Source organism: Nocardioides pini (assembly GCF_026712185.1).
Taxonomy (GTDB): domain Bacteria; phylum Actinomycetota; class Actinomycetes; order Propionibacteriales; family Nocardioidaceae; genus Nocardioides; species Nocardioides pini.
Genome location: NZ_JAPPUX010000005.1, coordinates 13,019 through 31,139 on the forward strand (window position 1 = coordinate 13,019; position 18,121 = coordinate 31,139).

15 protein-coding genes are annotated in these 18,121 nt (G+C 74.2%); 8 read left to right on the top strand and 7 right to left on the bottom strand.

Annotated elements, in window-relative coordinates:
* Nucleotides 1–75: 75 nt before the first annotated feature.
* From NYO98_RS16915 to NYO98_RS16925, 3 genes are all read right to left on the bottom strand, one after another.
* Nucleotides 76–1,566, bottom strand: coding sequence for an MFS transporter (locus NYO98_RS16915; protein ID WP_268112919.1), 1,491 nt, complete (start codon nucleotides 1,564–1,566; stop codon nucleotides 76–78).
* Nucleotides 1,563–2,123 (bottom strand): TetR/AcrR family transcriptional regulator, encoded by a 561-nt coding sequence (locus NYO98_RS16920; RefSeq protein ID WP_268112920.1) that lies wholly within the window; start codon nucleotides 2,121–2,123, stop codon nucleotides 1,563–1,565. The genes NYO98_RS16915 and NYO98_RS16920 overlap by 4 nt, the downstream gene beginning before the upstream one ends.
* 117 nt (nucleotides 2,124–2,240) lie before the next feature.
* A complete protein-coding gene (locus NYO98_RS16925; protein WP_268112921.1) occupies nucleotides 2,241–2,705 on the bottom strand; it encodes a DUF6328 family protein in 465 nt (154 codons plus the stop codon).
* A gap of 85 nt (nucleotides 2,706–2,790) precedes the next feature.
* Here NYO98_RS16925 and NYO98_RS16930 point away from each other — a divergent pair, with 85 nt between their 5' ends.
* Complete coding sequence (locus NYO98_RS16930; protein ID WP_268112922.1) at nucleotides 2,791–3,066, top strand: DUF7218 family protein; 276 nt, start codon at nucleotides 2,791–2,793, stop codon at nucleotides 3,064–3,066.
* Nucleotides 3,067–3,072: 6 nt separating this feature from the next.
* Here NYO98_RS16930 and NYO98_RS16935 read toward each other — a convergent pair whose 3' ends face one another.
* Nucleotides 3,073–3,921, bottom strand: a complete 849-nt coding sequence (locus NYO98_RS16935; protein ID WP_268112923.1) for a DICT sensory domain-containing protein — start codon at nucleotides 3,919–3,921, stop codon at nucleotides 3,073–3,075.
* 113 nt (nucleotides 3,922–4,034) lie between these two features.
* Here NYO98_RS16935 and NYO98_RS16940 point away from each other — a divergent pair, with 113 nt between their 5' ends.
* Together NYO98_RS16940 and NYO98_RS16945 are read left to right on the top strand one after the other, a co-directional pair.
* Entirely contained in the window at nucleotides 4,035–4,217 is a 183-nt protein-coding gene (locus NYO98_RS16940) for a hypothetical protein (RefSeq protein WP_268112924.1), read from the top strand.
* A 163-nt stretch (nucleotides 4,218–4,380) separates the two neighbouring features.
* Nucleotides 4,381–4,554 carry a CsbD family protein gene (locus NYO98_RS16945; RefSeq protein WP_268112925.1) on the top strand — a complete coding sequence of 58 codons (174 nt, stop codon included), beginning with the start codon at nucleotides 4,381–4,383 and terminating at the stop codon, nucleotides 4,552–4,554.
* On the opposite strand, the gene NYO98_RS16950 is transcribed toward NYO98_RS16945, so the two are convergent.
* A complete protein-coding gene (locus NYO98_RS16950; protein WP_268112926.1) occupies nucleotides 4,544–5,719 on the bottom strand; it encodes a hypothetical protein in 1,176 nt (391 codons plus the stop codon). The two genes, NYO98_RS16945 and NYO98_RS16950, sit on opposite strands and share 11 nt — an antisense overlap.
* Before the next feature lie 124 nt (nucleotides 5,720–5,843).
* Between NYO98_RS16950 and recC the strand changes: the two genes are divergently transcribed.
* The 4 genes from recC (at nucleotide 5,844) to NYO98_RS16970 (ending at nucleotide 15,088) form a co-directional block, all read left to right on the top strand.
* Nucleotides 5,844–9,212 (top strand): exodeoxyribonuclease V subunit gamma, encoded by a 3,369-nt coding sequence (recC, locus tag NYO98_RS16955; RefSeq protein ID WP_268112927.1) that lies wholly within the window; start codon nucleotides 5,844–5,846, stop codon nucleotides 9,210–9,212.
* Nucleotide 9,213: 1 nt separating this feature from the next.
* Nucleotides 9,214–12,567 carry a UvrD-helicase domain-containing protein gene (locus NYO98_RS16960; protein ID WP_268112928.1) on the top strand — a complete coding sequence of 1,118 codons (3,354 nt, stop codon included), beginning with the start codon at nucleotides 9,214–9,216 and terminating at the stop codon, nucleotides 12,565–12,567.
* Nucleotides 12,568–12,634: 67 nt separating this feature from the next.
* Entirely contained in the window at nucleotides 12,635–14,443 is a 1,809-nt protein-coding gene (gene recD, locus NYO98_RS16965; RefSeq protein ID WP_268112929.1) for an exodeoxyribonuclease V subunit alpha, read from the top strand.
* A gap of 36 nt (nucleotides 14,444–14,479) precedes the next feature.
* Nucleotides 14,480–15,088 carry an ACT domain-containing protein gene (locus NYO98_RS16970; RefSeq protein WP_268112930.1) on the top strand — a complete coding sequence of 203 codons (609 nt, stop codon included), beginning with the start codon at nucleotides 14,480–14,482 and terminating at the stop codon, nucleotides 15,086–15,088.
* An 89-nt stretch (nucleotides 15,089–15,177) separates the two neighbouring features.
* Here NYO98_RS16970 and NYO98_RS16975 read toward each other — a convergent pair whose 3' ends face one another.
* Nucleotides 15,178–16,494 (bottom strand): MFS transporter, encoded by a 1,317-nt coding sequence (locus tag NYO98_RS16975; protein WP_268112931.1) that lies wholly within the window; start codon nucleotides 16,492–16,494, stop codon nucleotides 15,178–15,180.
* Between the two features lie 94 nt (nucleotides 16,495–16,588).
* The gene (locus NYO98_RS16980) at nucleotides 16,589–17,029 is read right to left on the bottom strand and encodes a nitroreductase family deazaflavin-dependent oxidoreductase (protein ID WP_268112932.1); all 441 of its coding nucleotides are present in this window, start codon (nucleotides 17,027–17,029) and stop codon (nucleotides 16,589–16,591) included.
* 141 nt (nucleotides 17,030–17,170) lie between these two features.
* On the opposite strand from NYO98_RS16980, the gene NYO98_RS16985 reads away from it, so the two are divergent.
* Nucleotides 17,171–18,115: a 1,4-dihydroxy-2-naphthoyl-CoA synthase gene (locus NYO98_RS16985; protein ID WP_268112933.1), complete on the top strand. Its 945-nt coding sequence runs from the start codon at nucleotides 17,171–17,173 to the stop codon at nucleotides 18,113–18,115.
* Nucleotides 18,116–18,121 lie beyond the last annotated feature (6 nt).

Genomic DNA, 18,121 nt, shown 5'->3' on the forward strand with positions numbered 1-18,121 from the left:
TCCTTTCCTGATGACCTGAGGACAAAACCTTAGGCCATGAGGATCGGCATCACCAAGTCGCCGTGCTGCCCGTCGTCAGTGTTGGACGTCGTCGAGGGAGAGGTCACCCGGCACCAGGCGCCAGACGGCGTACGCCGCCAGCCCGGCGAGCACGGCCCCGACCGCCCCGACCGCGGCGAACCCGGTGACGAACGCGTCGGCCGCCTGCGCGAACCACGGACCGCCGACCGCGCCCGCGACGGACTCGCGCACGTCGCCGTCGGCGCCGGCCGGGAGCCCGGCCCGGTAGACCACGCCCACCAGGCTGCCCAGGAACGTGATGCCCAGGACGGCCCCGAGCTCGTAGGTGATCTCCTCGACCGCCGCGGCGGACCCGGCCTGGTCGTCGGTGGCCGCGCCCATGATGAGGGCCGAGCCGAGGCCGAGCGAGGCGGTGCCCAGCCCGACGACGGCGAAGGCCACCGCGACCCAGGCGTACGTCATCGGGCCCACGGCGAGCAGCCCGAGCCCCACCGCGAGCACGAGCAGGCCGCCGGACAGCACCAGGCGCGGGCTGGTGCGCTCCGCCAGCGCCGGCGCGAAGGGCGAGGCGACCATCGCCCCGACCGCGAGGGGCAGCAGCGCGAGGCCGGCCTCGAGAGGGCTCCACCCTTCAACGAGCTGCAGCCACTGGCTGCCCACGAACAGCACCGCGGCCATCGCGGCGCTGCTGGCGAGCGCGGCCACGACGCCGGCGCGGAGCACCGGCCGACCGAAGAGGCGCACGTCGAGCATGGGGCGGTCGGAGGTGAGCGCCTGTCGGGCGAAGGCGGCGAGCATGGCCACGCCGAGCACGAGCAGCGCGAGGGTCGCGAGCTCCGGGCCGTGCTTGCCCAGCTGCTTGGCGGCGTAGACGGAGGCCGTCATCCCGCCGGCCGAGAGGACGACCCCGACGAGGTCGATGCGGCCCGGGCGCGCCGAGCGGTTCTCCCGCAGCAGCCACGCGGCCGCGACGATCGCGACCACCATCAGCGGCACGTTGACGAGGAAGGCGGAGTGCCAGCTGAACCGCTCCAGCAGCGCACCCCCCACCACCGGCCCCACGGCCGCACCGAGCGCGGCCGTGGCGCCCCAGACGCTGAGCGCGAGCGTGCGCTCGCGGGCGTCCGTGAAGACGGCGCGGATCAGCGACAGGGTCGACGGCATCACCATCGCGCCGCCGACTCCGAGGAGCGCGCGGATTGCGATGACGGCGGCGGCGCTGTCGGCCCACAGGATCGCGACGGAGCCGACGGCGAAGGCGGCGTAGCCGGTCAGGAGCAGCCGCTTGCGCCCCCAGCGGTCACCCAGCGCGGTGACCGGGATCAGCAGGCCGGCCAGCGCGAGGGCGTACGCGTCCACCACCCACAGCTGCGACACCGAGGTGAGGTGCAGCTCGGCGGCCATCTCGGGCAGGGCGACGTTGAGGATGGTCATGTCCATCACGACCACCAGCAGGCTGGCGGCCAGGACGGCGAGCGCCCACCAGCGGCGGGGGTCGAGCGTGGCCCGCGGCGGGGTGAGGGACCGCTGCCGACGCGCGGTCACGGCGCACCCACGCCGGCGAGCAGGGACGAGAGCACGAGCCGCCCGGCGTCGCGCGGGGCGATGTCGCCGATGCGCACGGCCTCCCGCGCCGCGACCAGGAGGCCGTACGTGACGTGGCCGAACCAGCGCAGCGGCAGGTCGCGCCGGAGCACACCGGCCTCCTGGGCCGCGGCCACCAGCGCGGCCTCGCGGTCGGCGAGCACCTGGGTCCGCTCCACCAGCGCCGCGTTGGCGAGGATCACGTGGTCGGTCAGCGCGAAGGCGAAGGCGTCCGAGTCGTCGACGTAGGCCAGCACCAGCTCCTCGAGCACCGCGCGCAGGCGCCCCGGGTCCTCCCCGGCCTCGAGCGCCTGCTCCTCGGCCTCGTCGAGGCGCTGCTCCCACCGGTCGAGCGACCGCGTGCCGAGCTCGACCAGCAACGCCTCGCGGGAGTCGAAGTGCCGGTGCAGCGTGGCGCGGCTGATGCCGACCGCCTCGGCGACGGCGGCCATCGAGGCCGTGGGGTCGGCGTTGAGCAGGCGCTGGGCGGCGCCCAGCACGTCATCGCGGTCTGCCATGGGTCCTCCTCCGGGTGAGACATCAGTGTCTCATTTGAGACAACCATGTCTCAACCCCGGCGGGGACCGCGCGGTCACGAGCGCTCGCGGGCGGCCCTCCGTGCCGCACCCACCTCGTCAGCTGGCGCCGGCCACCCGCTTCGGCAGCACGAGCAGCAGGCCCGCGAGCACGACCGCTGCGCCCGCGGCACCCGCCGCGGCCGCAGCACGGTCGAAGACCATGTCCACGACGAGGAAGAAGATCCCGCCCATCAGCACCGCGATCATCCCGAGCGCCACGCTGGTGAGGCGGTGCCCCGCCTGCACCAGCTCGGGCTTGGCGTCGTCCTGGAAGACGCGACGGTGGATGGCCACCGGGGAGAGCATCACGGCGACGGTGGCGAACGCGAGCGCCAGCAGGCCGACGTACCACCCGCGCTGGAAGGAGTCGAGCTCCCCGAAACGGGACTGGAACGGGAGCGTGACGAGGAAGCCGGCGAGCACCTGCACGCCCGTCTGGCTCACCCGGAGCTCCTGGAGCAGGTCGTTCCAGTTGCGGTCCGCCCGCTCCTGCGGGGTCTCGTCGCGTGCGTCATCCGCCATCCCAGCGACGCTACTCAGCGCGCGGCGCGCGCCCACCCCCTCACGGGTGAGCAGGCCCCTCGGCGGCGGTGGCACTGTGGGGGACATGGCCGAGAAGAAGAAGGACCCGGGCCCGTCGGTGAAGGACGCGGAGGTCTACGAGGCGCTGCGCGACGAGGGCGCCAGCAAGGAGAAGGCCGCCCGCATCGCCAACGCCTCGGCAGCGCAGGGCCGGTCGAAGGTGGGCAGCCGCGGCGGCCACGCCGAGGACTACGAGGACCGCACCGTCGACGAGCTGCGCGAGCGCGCGGCCGAGCTCGACATCGAGGGACGCTCGTCGATGACGAAGGACGAGCTGATCGACGCCCTCCGCAACCACTGACGCTCGTCAGCGGGGATCGAGCTCGGCGAGCGCGCGGAGCCAGGTGCGGTCGGCGTCGACGGCCGAGGTCGCCGGCATCGGGGCCGCCGCGTCGAGCAGTCGCGCCGCCGCGGGGGGCACCTCCGCGCCGGCCGCACGCACCACGCCGGCGAGGACGCGACCCGCGGCCGTGGCGGCGCCGCGGTGGGTGCTGATGACGGCCTCGTAGGTCGGCGGACCCTGCGCCGACGGCACCTCCCACGCGGCGACCACGGCGGCGTACGACTCACCCAGGCAGACCACCGCCCACTCCCGTCGCAGCGGCGAGTCGCCCGGGAGCTGGCAGCGCACGGGCGAGGCCGCGAGGTCGGCGTCGAGGTCGGCGTCACCGGTGAAGTCCGCGACGACCGCCGCCCACGCCGCGGTGCGGCCGAGCTCCTCCCAGCGGTGCCGCGACGAGGCGTAGCGATGGCCGAGCTGGAACGCGCCGAGCACGACCGACCGGTCGCCCCGGGCCAGGCACTCGTCCTCGACGGCGTGGGACGCGGCGATCAGTGCGCGACGGTGCAGGCGGAGCGGTCGTACGCCGGCGACGACCTCCGCGGCCGCGGCGAACGCCGACCGCTCCTCGCCCGCCTCCTGCGCCCGGACGACGGAGTCGATCGCCACCTGCAGCGGGAGCCCGGAGTCGCGCACCTCCAGGACCTGGCGCACGAGCGCCACGTCGGCGTCGCTGAAGCGACGGTGGCCCGAGGTCGCGCGCTCGCCGCGGGGGAAGCCGAACCGGTTCTCCCAGGTGCGCAGCACCCCGGGGGTCACCCCCGTGCGCGCCGCCAGCACGCCGATGCTGAACCCCTCCGCGACTTCGTTCGCCACGTGATTCTCCCTCGGAAAGTCGGCCTGACGGTCTTGTCAGACCTGCTCAGATAACTTATACAGGTATGTAGAGGTTTTGTCGCACCACCCACCCCGGACGTCAGGAGACTCCCATGGTCAGCGTGATCCTCATCAGCACCGCCGCCATCCTCGTCGCGATCGTCGGCTGTGCCGTCATCTGGCGGATGGACATGCTCCGAGCGGACGAGATCGAGCACACCCCGCCTCCCGCGAGCCCGCGTCCCCAGATCGGGGGCACGAACGGCTCCTCCCCCGCGTCGCTGCGATCGTCCTGACCCTTCCGCGATCGCGGCCGACGACCCCGGGTGGGCCGGCGCACACCTCCGGCCCGGTCCACCCGAACGGGTGTGGTGAGCCACCACCCCCGTGGCAGGTTGGAGGTCGGGGACCACCTGGTCCGCACCGACCTCACACCACCTCACCACAGGAGGAACGACGATGGGTCTGGACGACAAGTTCGACAACAAGACCGACGAGCTCAAGGGCAAGGCCAAGGAAGCCACCGGCAAGGCGACCGACGACGAGCAGCTCGAGGCCGAGGGCCGTGGCGACCAGGCCGGCGCCAACATCAAGCAGGCCGGCGAGAAGATCAAGGACGCCTTCAAGAGCTGACGGGCGATCCTGCCCACACGTGCCCGCCGTCGCCCGCGTCGGCGACGACCAGCACCTCGCCGCCGGCGGCCACCATCAGCGTGTGGTCGCCGGCGGTCTGTGGTTCGACGGGCACGTCGACCTGCTGCCACTCCCGGCCGTCGCTGGTGTGCCACAGCTCGTAGTGGTCTCCGGTGCTGACGCTCGCGAGCACCCCGACCGTCGTGGTGGCGAGCGAGGCGACGTAGGGCGCGCCGCGCCACGCGTCCGCGATCGAGCCGAACGTCACCGGGTCCTGCCAGCTGCCGTCGTCGTCGCGCACCCAGGCGGCGTACGCGTCGTTGCTGCGGCCCACGGCGACCACCGTCCCGTCGTCGAGCCGCGTCACCCGGTGCGCGTCCTGCGCACCCTCGGTCGAGGGCATCTCCTCCGGCGTCCAGGTCAGTCCGTCGGGCGAGGTCCACGCGAGCGGGTCCGGCTCGAGGTGCCGGCCGGTACGGGCCCCGGCGCCCACCACCAGCCACTCCTCACCGGTCCACCCCGCGCCCTGCGCGAGCGACTCCAGGTCACCGTCGTCGGTCAGGCCCGGCTCGGCCTCGACGAGGGTGAACCCGCGCGGGTCGTCGGTGAACCACACGCCCGGGCCCGAGGTCCGGTTGCCCGTGATCAGCCAGCCGGTCGGGCCTCCCGCGATCGGACCGACGTTCGTCGCGCTGACGCCGCCGTACTGGGTGAACACGGTGCGGACGTCGACCAGCGTGTCGCCGTCCAGCCAGAAGGTCGTGACGCGCGGGTTGCCGTGCGCCCCGCCGGACCGGGCGCCCACGACGGCGATCCGGCCGCGTGAGCAGGCGATCGAGTTGAGGATGGCCCGACGGCCCCAGTAGGTGTGCGTGTCGATCGGCACCGGCTCCCACTGCTCCCGGTCGGCGGAGAACCAGAGCGCCGGCCGGGTGTCGCGCGTCTCGGTCGGCCGGTCGAGGAACACCGCCCCGGCGACCCACCAGCCGTCCCCGCACTCGACGGCGTCGCGCACGACCGTACGACCGGGCGCGCCGGGGTGCGGGGGCAGCGTGTGCTGGGCCCAGGTCATCTCCAGGCGCTCGGGCGGGGCCTGGTCCTCCTCGCAGGCCGCAAGGGCGAGGGCGCCCACCAGCGCCACCGCGACGAGGGACAGGCTGCGCACCCCCCGATCATGGCTCATCGCCGCTGCTGGTGCTGGTCGTCCACCTGCTCTCCCGCTGACCGGTCCGTCCACAGCGGCCCGCGTCACCCGCGCGGGTGTCGGTCGCCGCTCATAGGGTGGCGCCGTGACCCTGCACCTCCACACCGCCGAGCGCACCGACGCGCTCGCCGACGGCCTCGCGGACCTGCTGGTCACCCCGCTCCCCGACCCGTTCGCCCGGGAGGTCGTCGTCGTGCCGGCTCGGGGCGTCGAACGGTGGCTGACCCAGCGGCTCTCGCACCGGCTCGGCGTGGGGCCTCGCGGCGGCGACGGGGTGTGCGCCGGCGTCGACTTCGTGACGCCCCACTCGCTGGTGTCGATGCTGCTCGACCGCGACGCCGAGGACCCCTGGAGCCCCGACCGGCTGGCGTGGCCCCTGCTGGAGGTGGTCGACGAGGCGATGCACGCCCCCGGCTTCGACGACCTCACCCGCCACCTCGGGGGCGGCGACCCCGCCGACGACCGATCAGCCCGCCGCTACGCCGTCGCGCGGCGGCTCGCCGGCCTGTTCTCCTCCTACGCCGTCCAGCGTCCGCAGCTCGTCCGCGACTGGCGCGCCGGCGACGACACCGACGGAGCCGGCGGTCCGCTCGACCCCGACCTGCGCTGGCAGGCCGAGCTCTGGCGCCGTCTCGTGGCCCGCGTCGAGGCGCCCGCCCCCGACCTGCGCCACGCCACGACGATGGCGCAGCTGCGCGACGGCGCCGACGGCCTCGACCTGCCCGGCCGGCTCTCCCTGTTCGGCCACACCCGCCTGCCCGTGACCGAGGTCGAGCTGCTGCGCGCCCTCGGTGAGCACCGTGAGGTCCACCTGTGGCTGCCACAGCCCTCCCCCGCGCTCTGGGAGAGGCTGGCGCCGACGGCCGAGGCGGGGCCGGTGCCGCGCGGCGACGACCGGTCGGCCGACCTCGTCGGGCACCCCCTCCTCGCCTCCCTCGGCCGCGACTCCCGCGAGCTGCGCCGCACCCTCGGCGACCTCCCCGCCGAGCAGCACCCCGCCGACCCCGCCGACCCGTCCACCCTGCTCGGCTGGCTGCAGGCCGACCTCCGCGCCAACCGGGTGCCTGCCGCGGCCGAGCTCGCCAGCCGCGTGCGCGCGCCGGCCGACCTGTCGGTGCAGGTGCACGCGTGCCACGGGACGGCGCGCCAGGTCGACGTGCTGCGCGAGGTGCTGGTCGGGCTCCTCGAGGACGACCCGACGCTCGAGCCGCGCGACATCCTCGTGATGTGCCCCGACATCGAGACCTATGCCCCGCTGATCTCGGCCGGCTTCGGCCTGGCCGACGTCGCACGCGAGGACGTCGGGCACCCGGCCCACCGCCTGCGCGTCCGCCTCGCCGACCGGTCGCCGGGGGCGACCAACCCGCTCCTCGGCGTCGCTGCCGACCTCGTCGAGCTGGCGGCCGGGCGGATGACGGCCACCGCCGTCCTCGACCTCGCCGCGACAGAGCCGGTGCGGGCCCGGTTCGGCTTCACCGACGACCACCTCGAGCGGATGGCCCGGTGGGTCGACCAGGCGGCCATCCGCTGGGGCTACGACCGCGAGCACCGCGCCGCGTTCGGGCTCGACCTCGACGCCAACACCTGGCTCACGGGCCTGCAGCGCGTGCTCCTGGGCGCGGCGATGTCGGGCGAGGGGCACCGGTTCGTGCGCGACACGCTCCCCCTCGACGACGTCGGCGACGGCCACCTCGACCTCGTCGGCAGCTTCGCCGAGATGGTCGACCGGCTGCACACCTTCGTGCGGGCGGCCGCGGACGCGGCGTCCGTGGCCGACTGGACGACCGCCCTCGGCCGCGCGGTGCACGGGCTCACCCTCAGCGGGTCCGACGACGCGTGGCGCGTGGCGCAGTTCGACCGCGAGCTGGCCCGCATCTCGGCCGGCGTCGGCGACCACGAGACCCGCCTGCGCCACGCCGACGTACGCGCGCTGCTGCGCCACCGGCTGCGCGGACGGCCGACGCGGAGCAACTTCCGCACCGGCACCCTGACCGTCTGCACGATGGTCCCGATGCGCTCGGTGCCGCACCGGGTCGTGTGCCTGGTCGGGCTCGACGACGGCGTCTTCCCCCGCCTCGAGGCGGTCGACGGGGACGACGTCCTGGCCCGTCGGCCCATGACCGGCGAGCGCGACATCCGCTCGGAGGACCGGCAGCTGCTCCTCGACGCGATCGGGGCAGCCACCGAGACCCTCGTCGTGACCTACGCGGGGCGCGGTGAGCACACCAACGACGACAAGCCGCCCGCCGTGCCGCTCGGCGAGCTCCTCGACGCGCTCGACCGCACCAGCAGCGCGCCCGTGCGCGACGACGTGCTCGTGCACCACCCGCTCCAGCCCTTCGACGAGGCCAACCTGACCGCCGGCGCCCTGGTCGGGGCCCTCGACCGGCCGTTCTCCTTCGACCGCACGGCCCTCGCCGGTGCCCGGGCGGCGCGCGCACCTCGGCCCGCACCCCGGGCGCTCGTGCCCGGTCCCCTGCCGGCGCCCGAGCCCGTGCGGGAGGTGACCCTCGCCGACCTCCACGACTTCTTCGCCCACCCGGTGCGCAGCTTCCTGCGCCAGCGGCTGCGCATCACCACGCCCTACGACGTCGACGAGACCAAGGACGCCATCCCGATCACCCTCGACGGACTGGAGAAGTGGGACGTCGGCGACCGGCTGGTGCGCGACGTCCTCAGCGGCGGCGACCCGCAGTCCGCGATGCTGGCCGAGCAGCTGCGCGGGCTGCTGCCCCCCGAGGACCTCGGGTCCGCCATGCTCACCGAGATCGTGCAGCGGGTCCGCCCGCTCGTGGAGGCCGCGGTCCCCCTGCGCACCGGGCCCGCGCGCACGCTCGACGTCGACATCGACCTCGGGGACCGTCGGCTGACCGGCACGGTCGGCAGCGTCTTCGGCAACAACCTCGTCTCGGTGAGCTACTCCAGCCTCGGCGCGAAGCACCGGCTGGCGGCGTGGCTCGACGCACTCGCCCTCGCGGCCGGCCACCCCGACGAGAACTGGACCGCCCACACCATCGGTCGCTGGGGCCGCTCCGGTCGACGCGCGCTGGTCTCGCCGATGCCCGACGACGCGGCCCGCACCCACCTGCGCGACCTCGTCGCCGTGATGGAGCGCGGGCAGCGCGAGCCGCTGCCGCTGCCGGTGCGGACCAGCCTGGCCTTCGCCGAGGAGTTCGCGATCGCCGAGCGCTCCGGCGGGGGGAGCCAGGCCGACCCCGACGCCAAGGCACGCGCCGAGTGGGTGACGCCGCGGTTCAACGAGACCGGCTTCCCCAAGGAGGACGGCGACCAGTGGCACGTGCGGGCCTGGGGCGAGCACGCCCCCTACGACCTGCTCGCGGCGCCGCTGCTCGCCGACGAGGACGACGACGGCCGTGCGCCGCACCGCCTGGGCCACTACGCGCTGCGCGTCTGGTCGCCGCTGCTGGCCACCGAGCTGGTGCGGGGGATCTGACGTGACCGAGCTGACCGTCATGGACACCTTCGACATCTGCGGACCGCTGCCCACGGGGACGACGCTGCTCGAGGCCAGCGCCGGCACCGGCAAGACCTGGACGATCGCCGCGCTGGTCACGCGCTACCTCGTCGAGGGCGTCGCCACGCTGGAGGAGATGCTCGTCGTCACCTTCACCCGGGCGGCCAGCCAGGAGCTGCGCGACCGCGTACGCCGCCAGCTCGACGACGCCGCGGCCGTGCTCGCCGACCCGACGTCCGCCGACCCGGCCAACCGGCTGCACGACTGGCTCCTCGACGCCGACGACGCCGAGCGGGCCGTGCGTCTCGGACGCCTCACCGATGCGCTGACGTCGTTCGACGCCGCCACGATCGCCACCATCCACCAGTTCTGCCAGCTCGTCCTGCGCAGCCTCGGCGTCGCCGGCGACACCGACACCGGCGCCGTCCTGGTGGAGGACCTCGAGCAGCTGACCACCGAGGTCACCGACGACCGCTACCTCCGCCTCTTCGCCCACGAGCAGCAGGCCGCGTGGACCCGCGAGGACGCCCTCGGCATCGCCCGGGCCGTGGTGGGCGACCCGCGCGCCCGGGTGGCGCCGCAGGAGGCGCTCGCCGAGGACCCCGACGGCCAGGCCGCCGCGCGCGTCCGGTTCGCGTGCGACGTGCTCGACGAGATCGACCGACGCAAGCGCCGGCTCGGCGTGCTCTCCTACGACGACCTCCTCGGCCAGCTCGCCGACGCGCTGGCCGACGACGACGCGCCCGCCCGCGCCCGGATGCGCCAGCGGTGGAAGGTCGCGCTGATCGACGAGTTCCAGGACACCGACCCCGTGCAGTGGCAGGTCTTCGAGCGGGCCTTCCACGGCGTCGCCACGCTCGTGCTCATCGGCGACCCCAAGCAGGCGATCTACGCCTTCCGCGGCGGTGACATCGTCACCTACCTCGACGCGGCCGAGCAGGCGACGACCCGGCAGACGCTCGGCGTCAACTGGCGTGCCGACCAGCCGCTGCTCGACTCCCTCCAGGTGCTGGTCGAGGGCGCCGCCCTCGGCGACGAGCGCATTGCCGTCCACCCGGTGAGCGCCCACCACGCCGCGTCCCGCCTGCAGGGCGCCGGGCCCCCCTTCCGGCTGCGGGTGGTGCGCCACGAGGAGCTCGGCCGGCGGCGGCCGCGCATCGGCGACTGGCGCGAGCACGTCCTCACCGACCTCGCCGCCGACGTCAAGCGGCTGCTGACCAGTGGCGCGACGGTCGGCGCGGGCGACGACGCGCGGCTAGTCGAGCCCAAGGACGTCGCGGTCCTCGCCGCCCGCCGTGCCGACCTGCTCGCCGCGCAGGAGGCCCTCGCCGCCGTCGGCGTACCTGCGGTGCTCAACGCCGGCGGGTCGGTCTTCAAGACCGCAGCGGCCACCCAGTGGCTCACCCTGCTCGAGGCGCTCGAGCAGCCCCACCGCGCCGACCGGGTGCGCGCGGCCGCGCTCACCGACTTCTTCGGGCGCACCGCCGACGACCTCCAGGCGGAGCCCGACCCGACCGACGCGCTGAGCGAGCACGTGCGCCGGCTCGCCGACGTCTTCGCCGCCCGCGGCGTCGCCGCGGTGCTCGAGAGCGCCGTGCTCGACGGCCTCACCGCCCGGGTGCTCGGGCGGGTCGGCGGAGAGCGCACCCTGACCGACCTCCGCCACGTGGGCGAGGCCCTGCACAAGGTGACCGTGAGCGAGCGCCTCGGCGTGGTCGGGCTGCTCGGCTGGCTCCGCACGCAGGTGGCCGACGACAAGATCGAGGTCGCCTCCGAGCGCACCCGGCGGCTCGACTCCGACGCCGCCGCGGTGCAGCTGGTGACGATCCACGGCAGCAAGGGCCTGGAGTATCCCGTCGTCTACCTCCCGACGCTGTGGGACCGGTGGGTGCGCGACGACGACGTCCCCCTCTTCCACGACTCCGACGGCGAGCGCTGCCGCGACGTCGGCGGGACGAGCCGGTGGCGCGACGCGGCTGTCGCCGCCAGCCGCCACGAGGACGCGGGCGAGTCGCTCCGGCTGCTCTACGTCGCCCTCACCCGGGCGCAGTCGCAGGTGGTCGCCTGGTACTGCCCGACCGCCAACAACACCGCGTCCGCGCCGCTCCACCGCATGCTGTTCGGCCGCGCACCGGGTCACGCCCGCGTGAACGACGAGCAGCCGGTCGTCGGCGACGACGAGCTCGTCGACATCCTCGGTCGCTGGAAGGCGGCCGGGGGTCCGCAGCCCGAGGTGGCGGCGCTCGTCCCGGTCGACACGACACCCATCCAGCGCGACCTGCCCACCCTGGCCGTGCGGACCTTCGACCGCGAGGTCGACACCGACTGGCGCCGCACCTCCTACTCCGCGCTCGCCGCCGCCGGTGCGCCCCATGCCGGTGCGCCCGACCGGGTGCTCTCCGAGCCCGACGACCCGCCCGACCTCGACGACGCCGACCTCGAGCCGATCGACGACGCGCCCGCGCCCGATCCCGACCTCGAGCTCGCCGCGGTGCCGTCACCCATGGCCGACCTGCCCGTCGGTGCGGAGTTCGGCTCCCTCGTGCACGAGGTCCTCGAGCATGCCGACCCGTCCGCGCCCGACCTCCGCGCCGAGCTGCTGGCGCAGGTCGAGGAGCACCGCGCCTGGTGGGCGGTCGAGGTCGACGCCGAGGAGCTGGCCGACGCCCTCGTCGCGGTCTGCGACTCCCCCCTGGGCCCGCTCGCGGGCGGCCTGACCCTGCGCGACATCCGGATCCCCGACCGGCTGCGCGAGCTCGACTTCGAGGTGCCCCTGTCCGGTGGCGACCTCGCGGCGGCGCGCGACGCGGCCTCCGTCGTGCTGGGCGACCTCGCACCGCTGCTGCGCGAGCACCTCCCCGACGGCGACCCGCTGCTGGCGTTCGCCGCCACGCTCGAGGGCGACGCCGACCTCGCCGGCCAGCGGCTGCTCGGCTACCTCACCGGGTCCATCGACGTCGTCGTGAGGGTGCCGGTCGACGGCCGCACCCGCTACCTCACCATCGACTACAAGACCAACTGGCTCGGTGACCGCGCCGCACCGGCAACGGCCTGGGACTACCGACCGGCCGTCCTCGACGAGGCGATGGGCCACTCCGACTACCCGCTCCAGGCACTGCTCTACACCGTCGTCCTGCACCGCTACCTGCGCTGGCGGCTGCCGGGCTACGACCCCCGTCAGCACCTCGGCGGGGTGCTCTACCTCTACCTGCGCGGCATGTGCGGGCCCGCGACGCCGCTCGTGGACGGCCGGCCGTGCGGGGTGTTCTCGTGGGAGCCGCCGGTCGCCCTGGTGACCGCGCTCTCCGACCTCCTGGACGGGGTGGCGCCATGACTGAGCACCCCACAACGTTCTTCTCCTCCGCTTCGCTCCCCCAAACAACGCCGCGGGGACCCCGCAAATGACAGACCTCTTCGAGCCGGTCGACGCCACCGACGCGCGCCTCGCGCTCGGCGCCACCGGGCTGCTCGGGGCGTTCAACGCCGCGGGCGTGCTGACGAGCGCCGACGTACACGTCGCGAGCGCCCTCGGCCGACTGGGGCGCGAGAGCGACGAGCGGGTGCTGCTCGCGGTCGCCCTGGCCGTGCGCGCGGTGCGCGGCGGGTCGGTCTGCGTCGACCTCGCGACCGTGGCCGACCCGCCCGACCTGCCCTGGCCCGAGGCCGAGGAGTGGTCGGTCGCCGTCGCCGCCAGCACGCTGGTGGCGACGGGCATGGTCCGCTGGGACAACGACCTCCTCTACCTCGACCGCTACCACGAGCAGGAGACCCAGGTCGTCGACGACCTGCTGTCGCGCGCCGCCACCACGCCCGACCACGACCCCGCGCTGATGCGCGCCTCGCTCGAGCGCGTCGTGACCGCGATGCAGGCGGCCGCCGTCGCCGCCGGCCGCCCGCGCCCGTCCTACGACGAGCAGGTCGCGGCCTGCCTCGCCGCGGCCGGGCAGTGGACCACGGTGCTCACCGGCGGCCCGGGCACCGGCAAGACCACCGCCGTCGCGTCCCTGCTCGTCGGGCTGCTCGACCAGCACCCGGACGGGCTCCGGATCGCGCTGGCCGCCCCGACCGGCAAGGCGGCGGCCCGCCTGCAGCAGGCGGTGCACCAGGAGGCGGAGGCGTTCGAGGAGGCCGACCGCGTCCGCCTCGCCGGTGTGACGGCCTCGACCCTGCACCGGCTGCTGCGACCCGACCCGGGCAACTCCACCCGCTTCCGCCACCACCGCGGCAACCGGCTCCCCCACGACGTGGTCGTCGTGGACGAGTCGTCGATGGTGTCGCTCACCCAGATGGCGCGGCTGCTCGAGGCCGTGCGCCCCGACGCCCGGCTCGTGCTGGTGGGCGACCCCCACCAGCTCTCATCCGTCGAGGCCGGCGCCGTGCTGAGCGACGTGGTCCGCGGGTTCCACGGCCGCGCCGACTCCCCGGTCGCGGCCCTCCGGTCGACGCACCGCTTCGGGCCGGAGATCCGCGCCTTGGCAGAGGCGTTGCGCACCGGCGACGCCGACGGCGCCATGGCGGTCCTGTCGGCGGGGCACGACGAGGTGGAGTGGGTCGACGACGCCGACCCCGCGCCCCGCATCCGCACGACCGCGCTCGACGCCGCCCTCGCCGTCCGTGACGCCGCCGAGCGGGGCGACGTCGCCGGCGCCCTCGCCGCCCTCGACCGCCACCGCCTGATCTGCGCCCACCGCGACGGCCCCTTCGGCGTACGCCACTGGAACCGTCGCATCGAGCACTGGCTCACCGCCGTCACCGGCGACCCGCTCCACGAGCGGGCCTACGTCGGCCGGCCGCTGCTGGTCACCGCCAACGACCACCAGCTCGGCGTCTACAACGGCGACAGCGGCGTGGTCGTGCTGACGCCGGCCGGACCGCGCGCGGTGATCGCCGCCAGCGACGGCCCCCGCGACCTCGCCACCTCGCGGCTCGGCGACGTCGAGACGATGCACGCGATGACGATCCACAAGTCCCAGGGGTCGCAGGCCGACGTCGTCACCGTGCTACTGCCCGACGAGGACTCCCGGCTGCTGTCGCGCGAGCTCTTCTACACCGCGGTCACGCGGGCGCGCTCGCAGGTGCGGGTGGTGGGGTCCGAGGCGGCGATCCGGGCGGCGATCGGCCGTCGTGCGCAGCGCGCGAGCGGGCTCGCCGTACGCCTCGCCGCGGCTCCCCGGCCGGGCGCCGGCACCGTCCCGCCGACGCGCACCTGAAACGCCGACGACACAGATCACCGCTAGCCTCCTTGCATGCCCTACCTGATGCGCGTCGAGCTCCCGGACGTCCCCGGGTCGCTGGGTCGCGTCGCGAGCGCCATCGGTGAGGCCGGCGGCGACATCGACGCCATCGAGATCGTCGAGAAGCGCGACGGCTTCGCCGTCGACGACGTGCTCCTCGAGATGGCACCCGGCACCATGCCCGACTCCGTCGTCTCGGCCTGCAGCGTGCTCGACGGCGTGAGCGTGCTCTGGATCAACCGCTACGCCGCCGGGGGCAACCTCTTCCTCGACCTCGAGGTGGTCGAGGCCCTCACCGAGGACCCGAGGTCCGCCCGCGACCGCCTGGTCGACCTGCTGCCCGTCGCCTTCCGCGTCGACTGGGCCGCCCGCGTCACGCCCGGCACCGACGGCGTGGGCGCCACGGTCGTCCACGCCACCGACGCCGCCCCGTCGGCGTACGACATCGAGCGGGTGCAGGCGCCGACCCGCCTGCCCGGTGACGACGTCTATGTCGAGTGCGCCGCACCCTTCGGGGACGACCTCGTCCTGATGGGTCGTCGCGGGGGTCCGGAGTTCCTCGACTCCGAGCTCGCGCGCCTCGAGCACCTCGTCGGCCTCGCGATGACCATCAGCCACTGAGCGCGAGGAAGCGCCCGGTCAGCGCGTCTTAGCGCGAGGAAGTGCCCGGTCAGCGCCTCGTAGCGCGAGGAAGTGCCCGGTCGGCGGGATCAGGCAACGGACTTGATGCGGGTCACGAACACCGAGCCGAGGACGCAGAGGACGAAGCCGACGAGGTAGACGACGCCGTAGCCGAGCGACCAGCCGTCGCCCTGGGTGGCGACCGGGCCGCCGAGCTCGCGCACGACGACCAGGATGAGGCCGGCGATCGCGGGAGCGAGCACCTGCGGCAGCGCGGAGGCGATGTTGATGACGCCGAGGTCCTTGGCCCGGTCCCCGGCACCGGGCAGGACCTGGGTGATGAGCGCGAAGTCGACCGCCTGGTAGACGCCGAAACCCGCCCCCAGCACGACGGCGGCCAGCAGCGCGCCGGGCCAGTCCTGCCACAGGCCGAGCACGAGCGAGCTCGCTCCGATCAGCACCCCGGACCCGATCACGAAGACCTTGCGACGGCCCACGCGGTCGCTCCAGTGACCGACGACGACCGTGGTGGCGACCGTGCACACGCCGTAGATCAGCACGAGCGTGCCGAGCTTCGCGGTGGCGTCGTCGTCGCCGAACCCGAGGCCGTCGGTGAGGAAGTAGTAGAGGTAGTTGAGCGCGATCCAGTTGCCGAGGTTGACGAGCAGCCGGGTCAGCCACGCCCAGGCGAAGTCGGGGTGCTCGCGCGGCGACACCCAGAACGAGCGGACCAGCCGCCTCCAGTCCAGCGGGTCGAGCGGGTGGTCGGCCGGCAGCGCGAGGTCGCGGGAGCCGAGGAGGTACGGCACCGAGAGCAGCAGCATGACGACGGAGATCGTCAGGTAGCCCTGCGCGATCGAGCCGGTGACCTCCGCGATCTTGATGCCGAGGAGCACGCCGACGGTGCCGGCGATGGCGACGAGGCCGCCGATGAGGCCGCGGCGCTCGACGGGCACCTGGTCGGGCACGGCCGCGACACCCCCGGCCCACGCGGCGTTGAGCGCGAGCTGCACGAGGCTCCAGGCGATGACCATCCACACGGCGGTCGTGGCGACCGAGAGCAGCAGCAGCGACGCGGCGCCGAGCACCACCCCGCCGAGGACCCACGGCACCCGGCGACCCAGGCGCGAGCGCGTACGGTCGCTGAACGCGCCCCACACCGGGTTGGCCACCATCGACACCGCGGCGCCGCTGAACAGGACGACCGCGAGCAGCGCCTCCTTGCTCATGCCGCCGGGCTCGGCGGCGGCGATCCGCTCGGCCTGCTGCGCGAGCAGCACCTGGATGGGCCCGAACCACCCGGCCATCACGCCGAGGTTGAGCAGCACCAGCGCGCCGACCCAGCGCGCAGGCGGGTTGTCGACGGGCTCGTCGAAGGCCGAACGCGTCGGCAGGGTGGTCGTCACGGCGTCATTGTGGGGCCAACCGGTCGTGCGCGACAGCAGGTCCGGACCGGTGCGCGGCCGGGGGCCGACCCGGCCCCGCCGCAGCCGGGCTGAGTCAGGCGCGCTCGAGGAGGAAGAGCGGGATCTGCCGGTCGGTCTTCTCCTGGTAGGAGGCGTACGTCGGCCACGTGGCGACGGCGTGCTCCCACCAGTCGGCGCGCTCGTCGCCCTCCAGGATGCGTGCCTTGTAGAGGTGCCGCTCCGCGCCGTCCTGCAGTTCGACCTCGGGGTGGGCGACGAAGTTGTAGTACCACTCGGGGTTGTCCGGGGCCCCGCCCTTGGAGGCGACCGCCAGGTAGGCGCCGTCCCGCTCCACCCGCATCACCGGGTTCTTGCGGAGGTTTCCCGACTTCGCGCCGACGGACGTGATGACGACGATCGGGTACTTCGTGCCGGGCAGCGTGTTGGCCCTCTCACCGCCGGTGGCCTCGTACTCCTCCACCTGCTTGCGCACCCACTCGGCCTTGCTCGGGACATAGGTTCCATTCAGTGCCATGCGCGCCACAACACCACGCCGGCTGTGCCTCTTCCACACCCGCACGGATAGCCTCCGCCACATGAGTGAGCGCAGCGAGCGAGACATCAGACGCAGCGTGCCCAGTGCCTCATGCGCGCACGGAGCGAAGCGAGTACGCGCATGAGTGCGATCGCGGGTGTGAGCGAGATCTTCGACCCCGAGGCCTGGGACGCCGTGCCCGGCTTCGACGACCTCACCGACCTGACCTACCACCGCGCCCGCGAGCACGGCACGGTCCGGATCGCCTTCGACCGGCCCGACGTGCTCAACGCGTTCCGGCCGCACACGGTCGACGAGCTGCTGCGCACGCTCGAGCACGCGCGCACGTCGGCCGACGTCGGCTGCGTGATCCTGACCGGCAACGGACCGAGCGCGAAGAACGGCAAGTGGGCCTTCTGCACGGGCGGTGACCAGCGCATCCGCGGCCGGGCCGGCTACCAGTACGAGGACACCTCCGCCGGCGCCGGCGACACCGGCGCGGAGGAGCCGAGCCCCATCGACAAGGCGAGGCTCGCCCGCCTCCACATCCTCGAGTGCCAGCGGCTGATCCGTTTCATGCCCAAGGTCGTCATCTGCGTCGTCCCCGGCTGGGCGGCCGGCGGCGGGCACAGCCTGCACGTCGTGGCCGACCTGACCCTCGCCAGCCGCGAGCACGCCCGCTTCAAGCAGACCGACGCCGACGTCGGCTCCTTCGACGGCGGCTACGGCTCGGCCTACCTCGCCCGCCAGGTCGGGCAGAAGTTCGCCCGCGAGATCTTCTTCCTCGCCGACGAGTACGACGCCGAGGACATGCACCGGATGGGTGCGGTCAACCGGGTCGTCGAGCACGCCGACCTCGAGAAGGTCGCCCTCGACTGGGGCCGGAAGATCAACGGCAAGTCGCCGACCGCCCAGCGGATGCTGAAGTACTCCTTCAACCTGCTCGACGACGGGCTCGTCGGCCAGCAGCTCTTCGCCGGGGAGACGACCCGCCTCGCATACATGACCGACGAGGCCCAGGAGGGACGCGACCAGTTCCTCGAGAAGCGCGAGCCCGACTGGTCGCCCTACCCCTGGTACTACTGAGCGAGG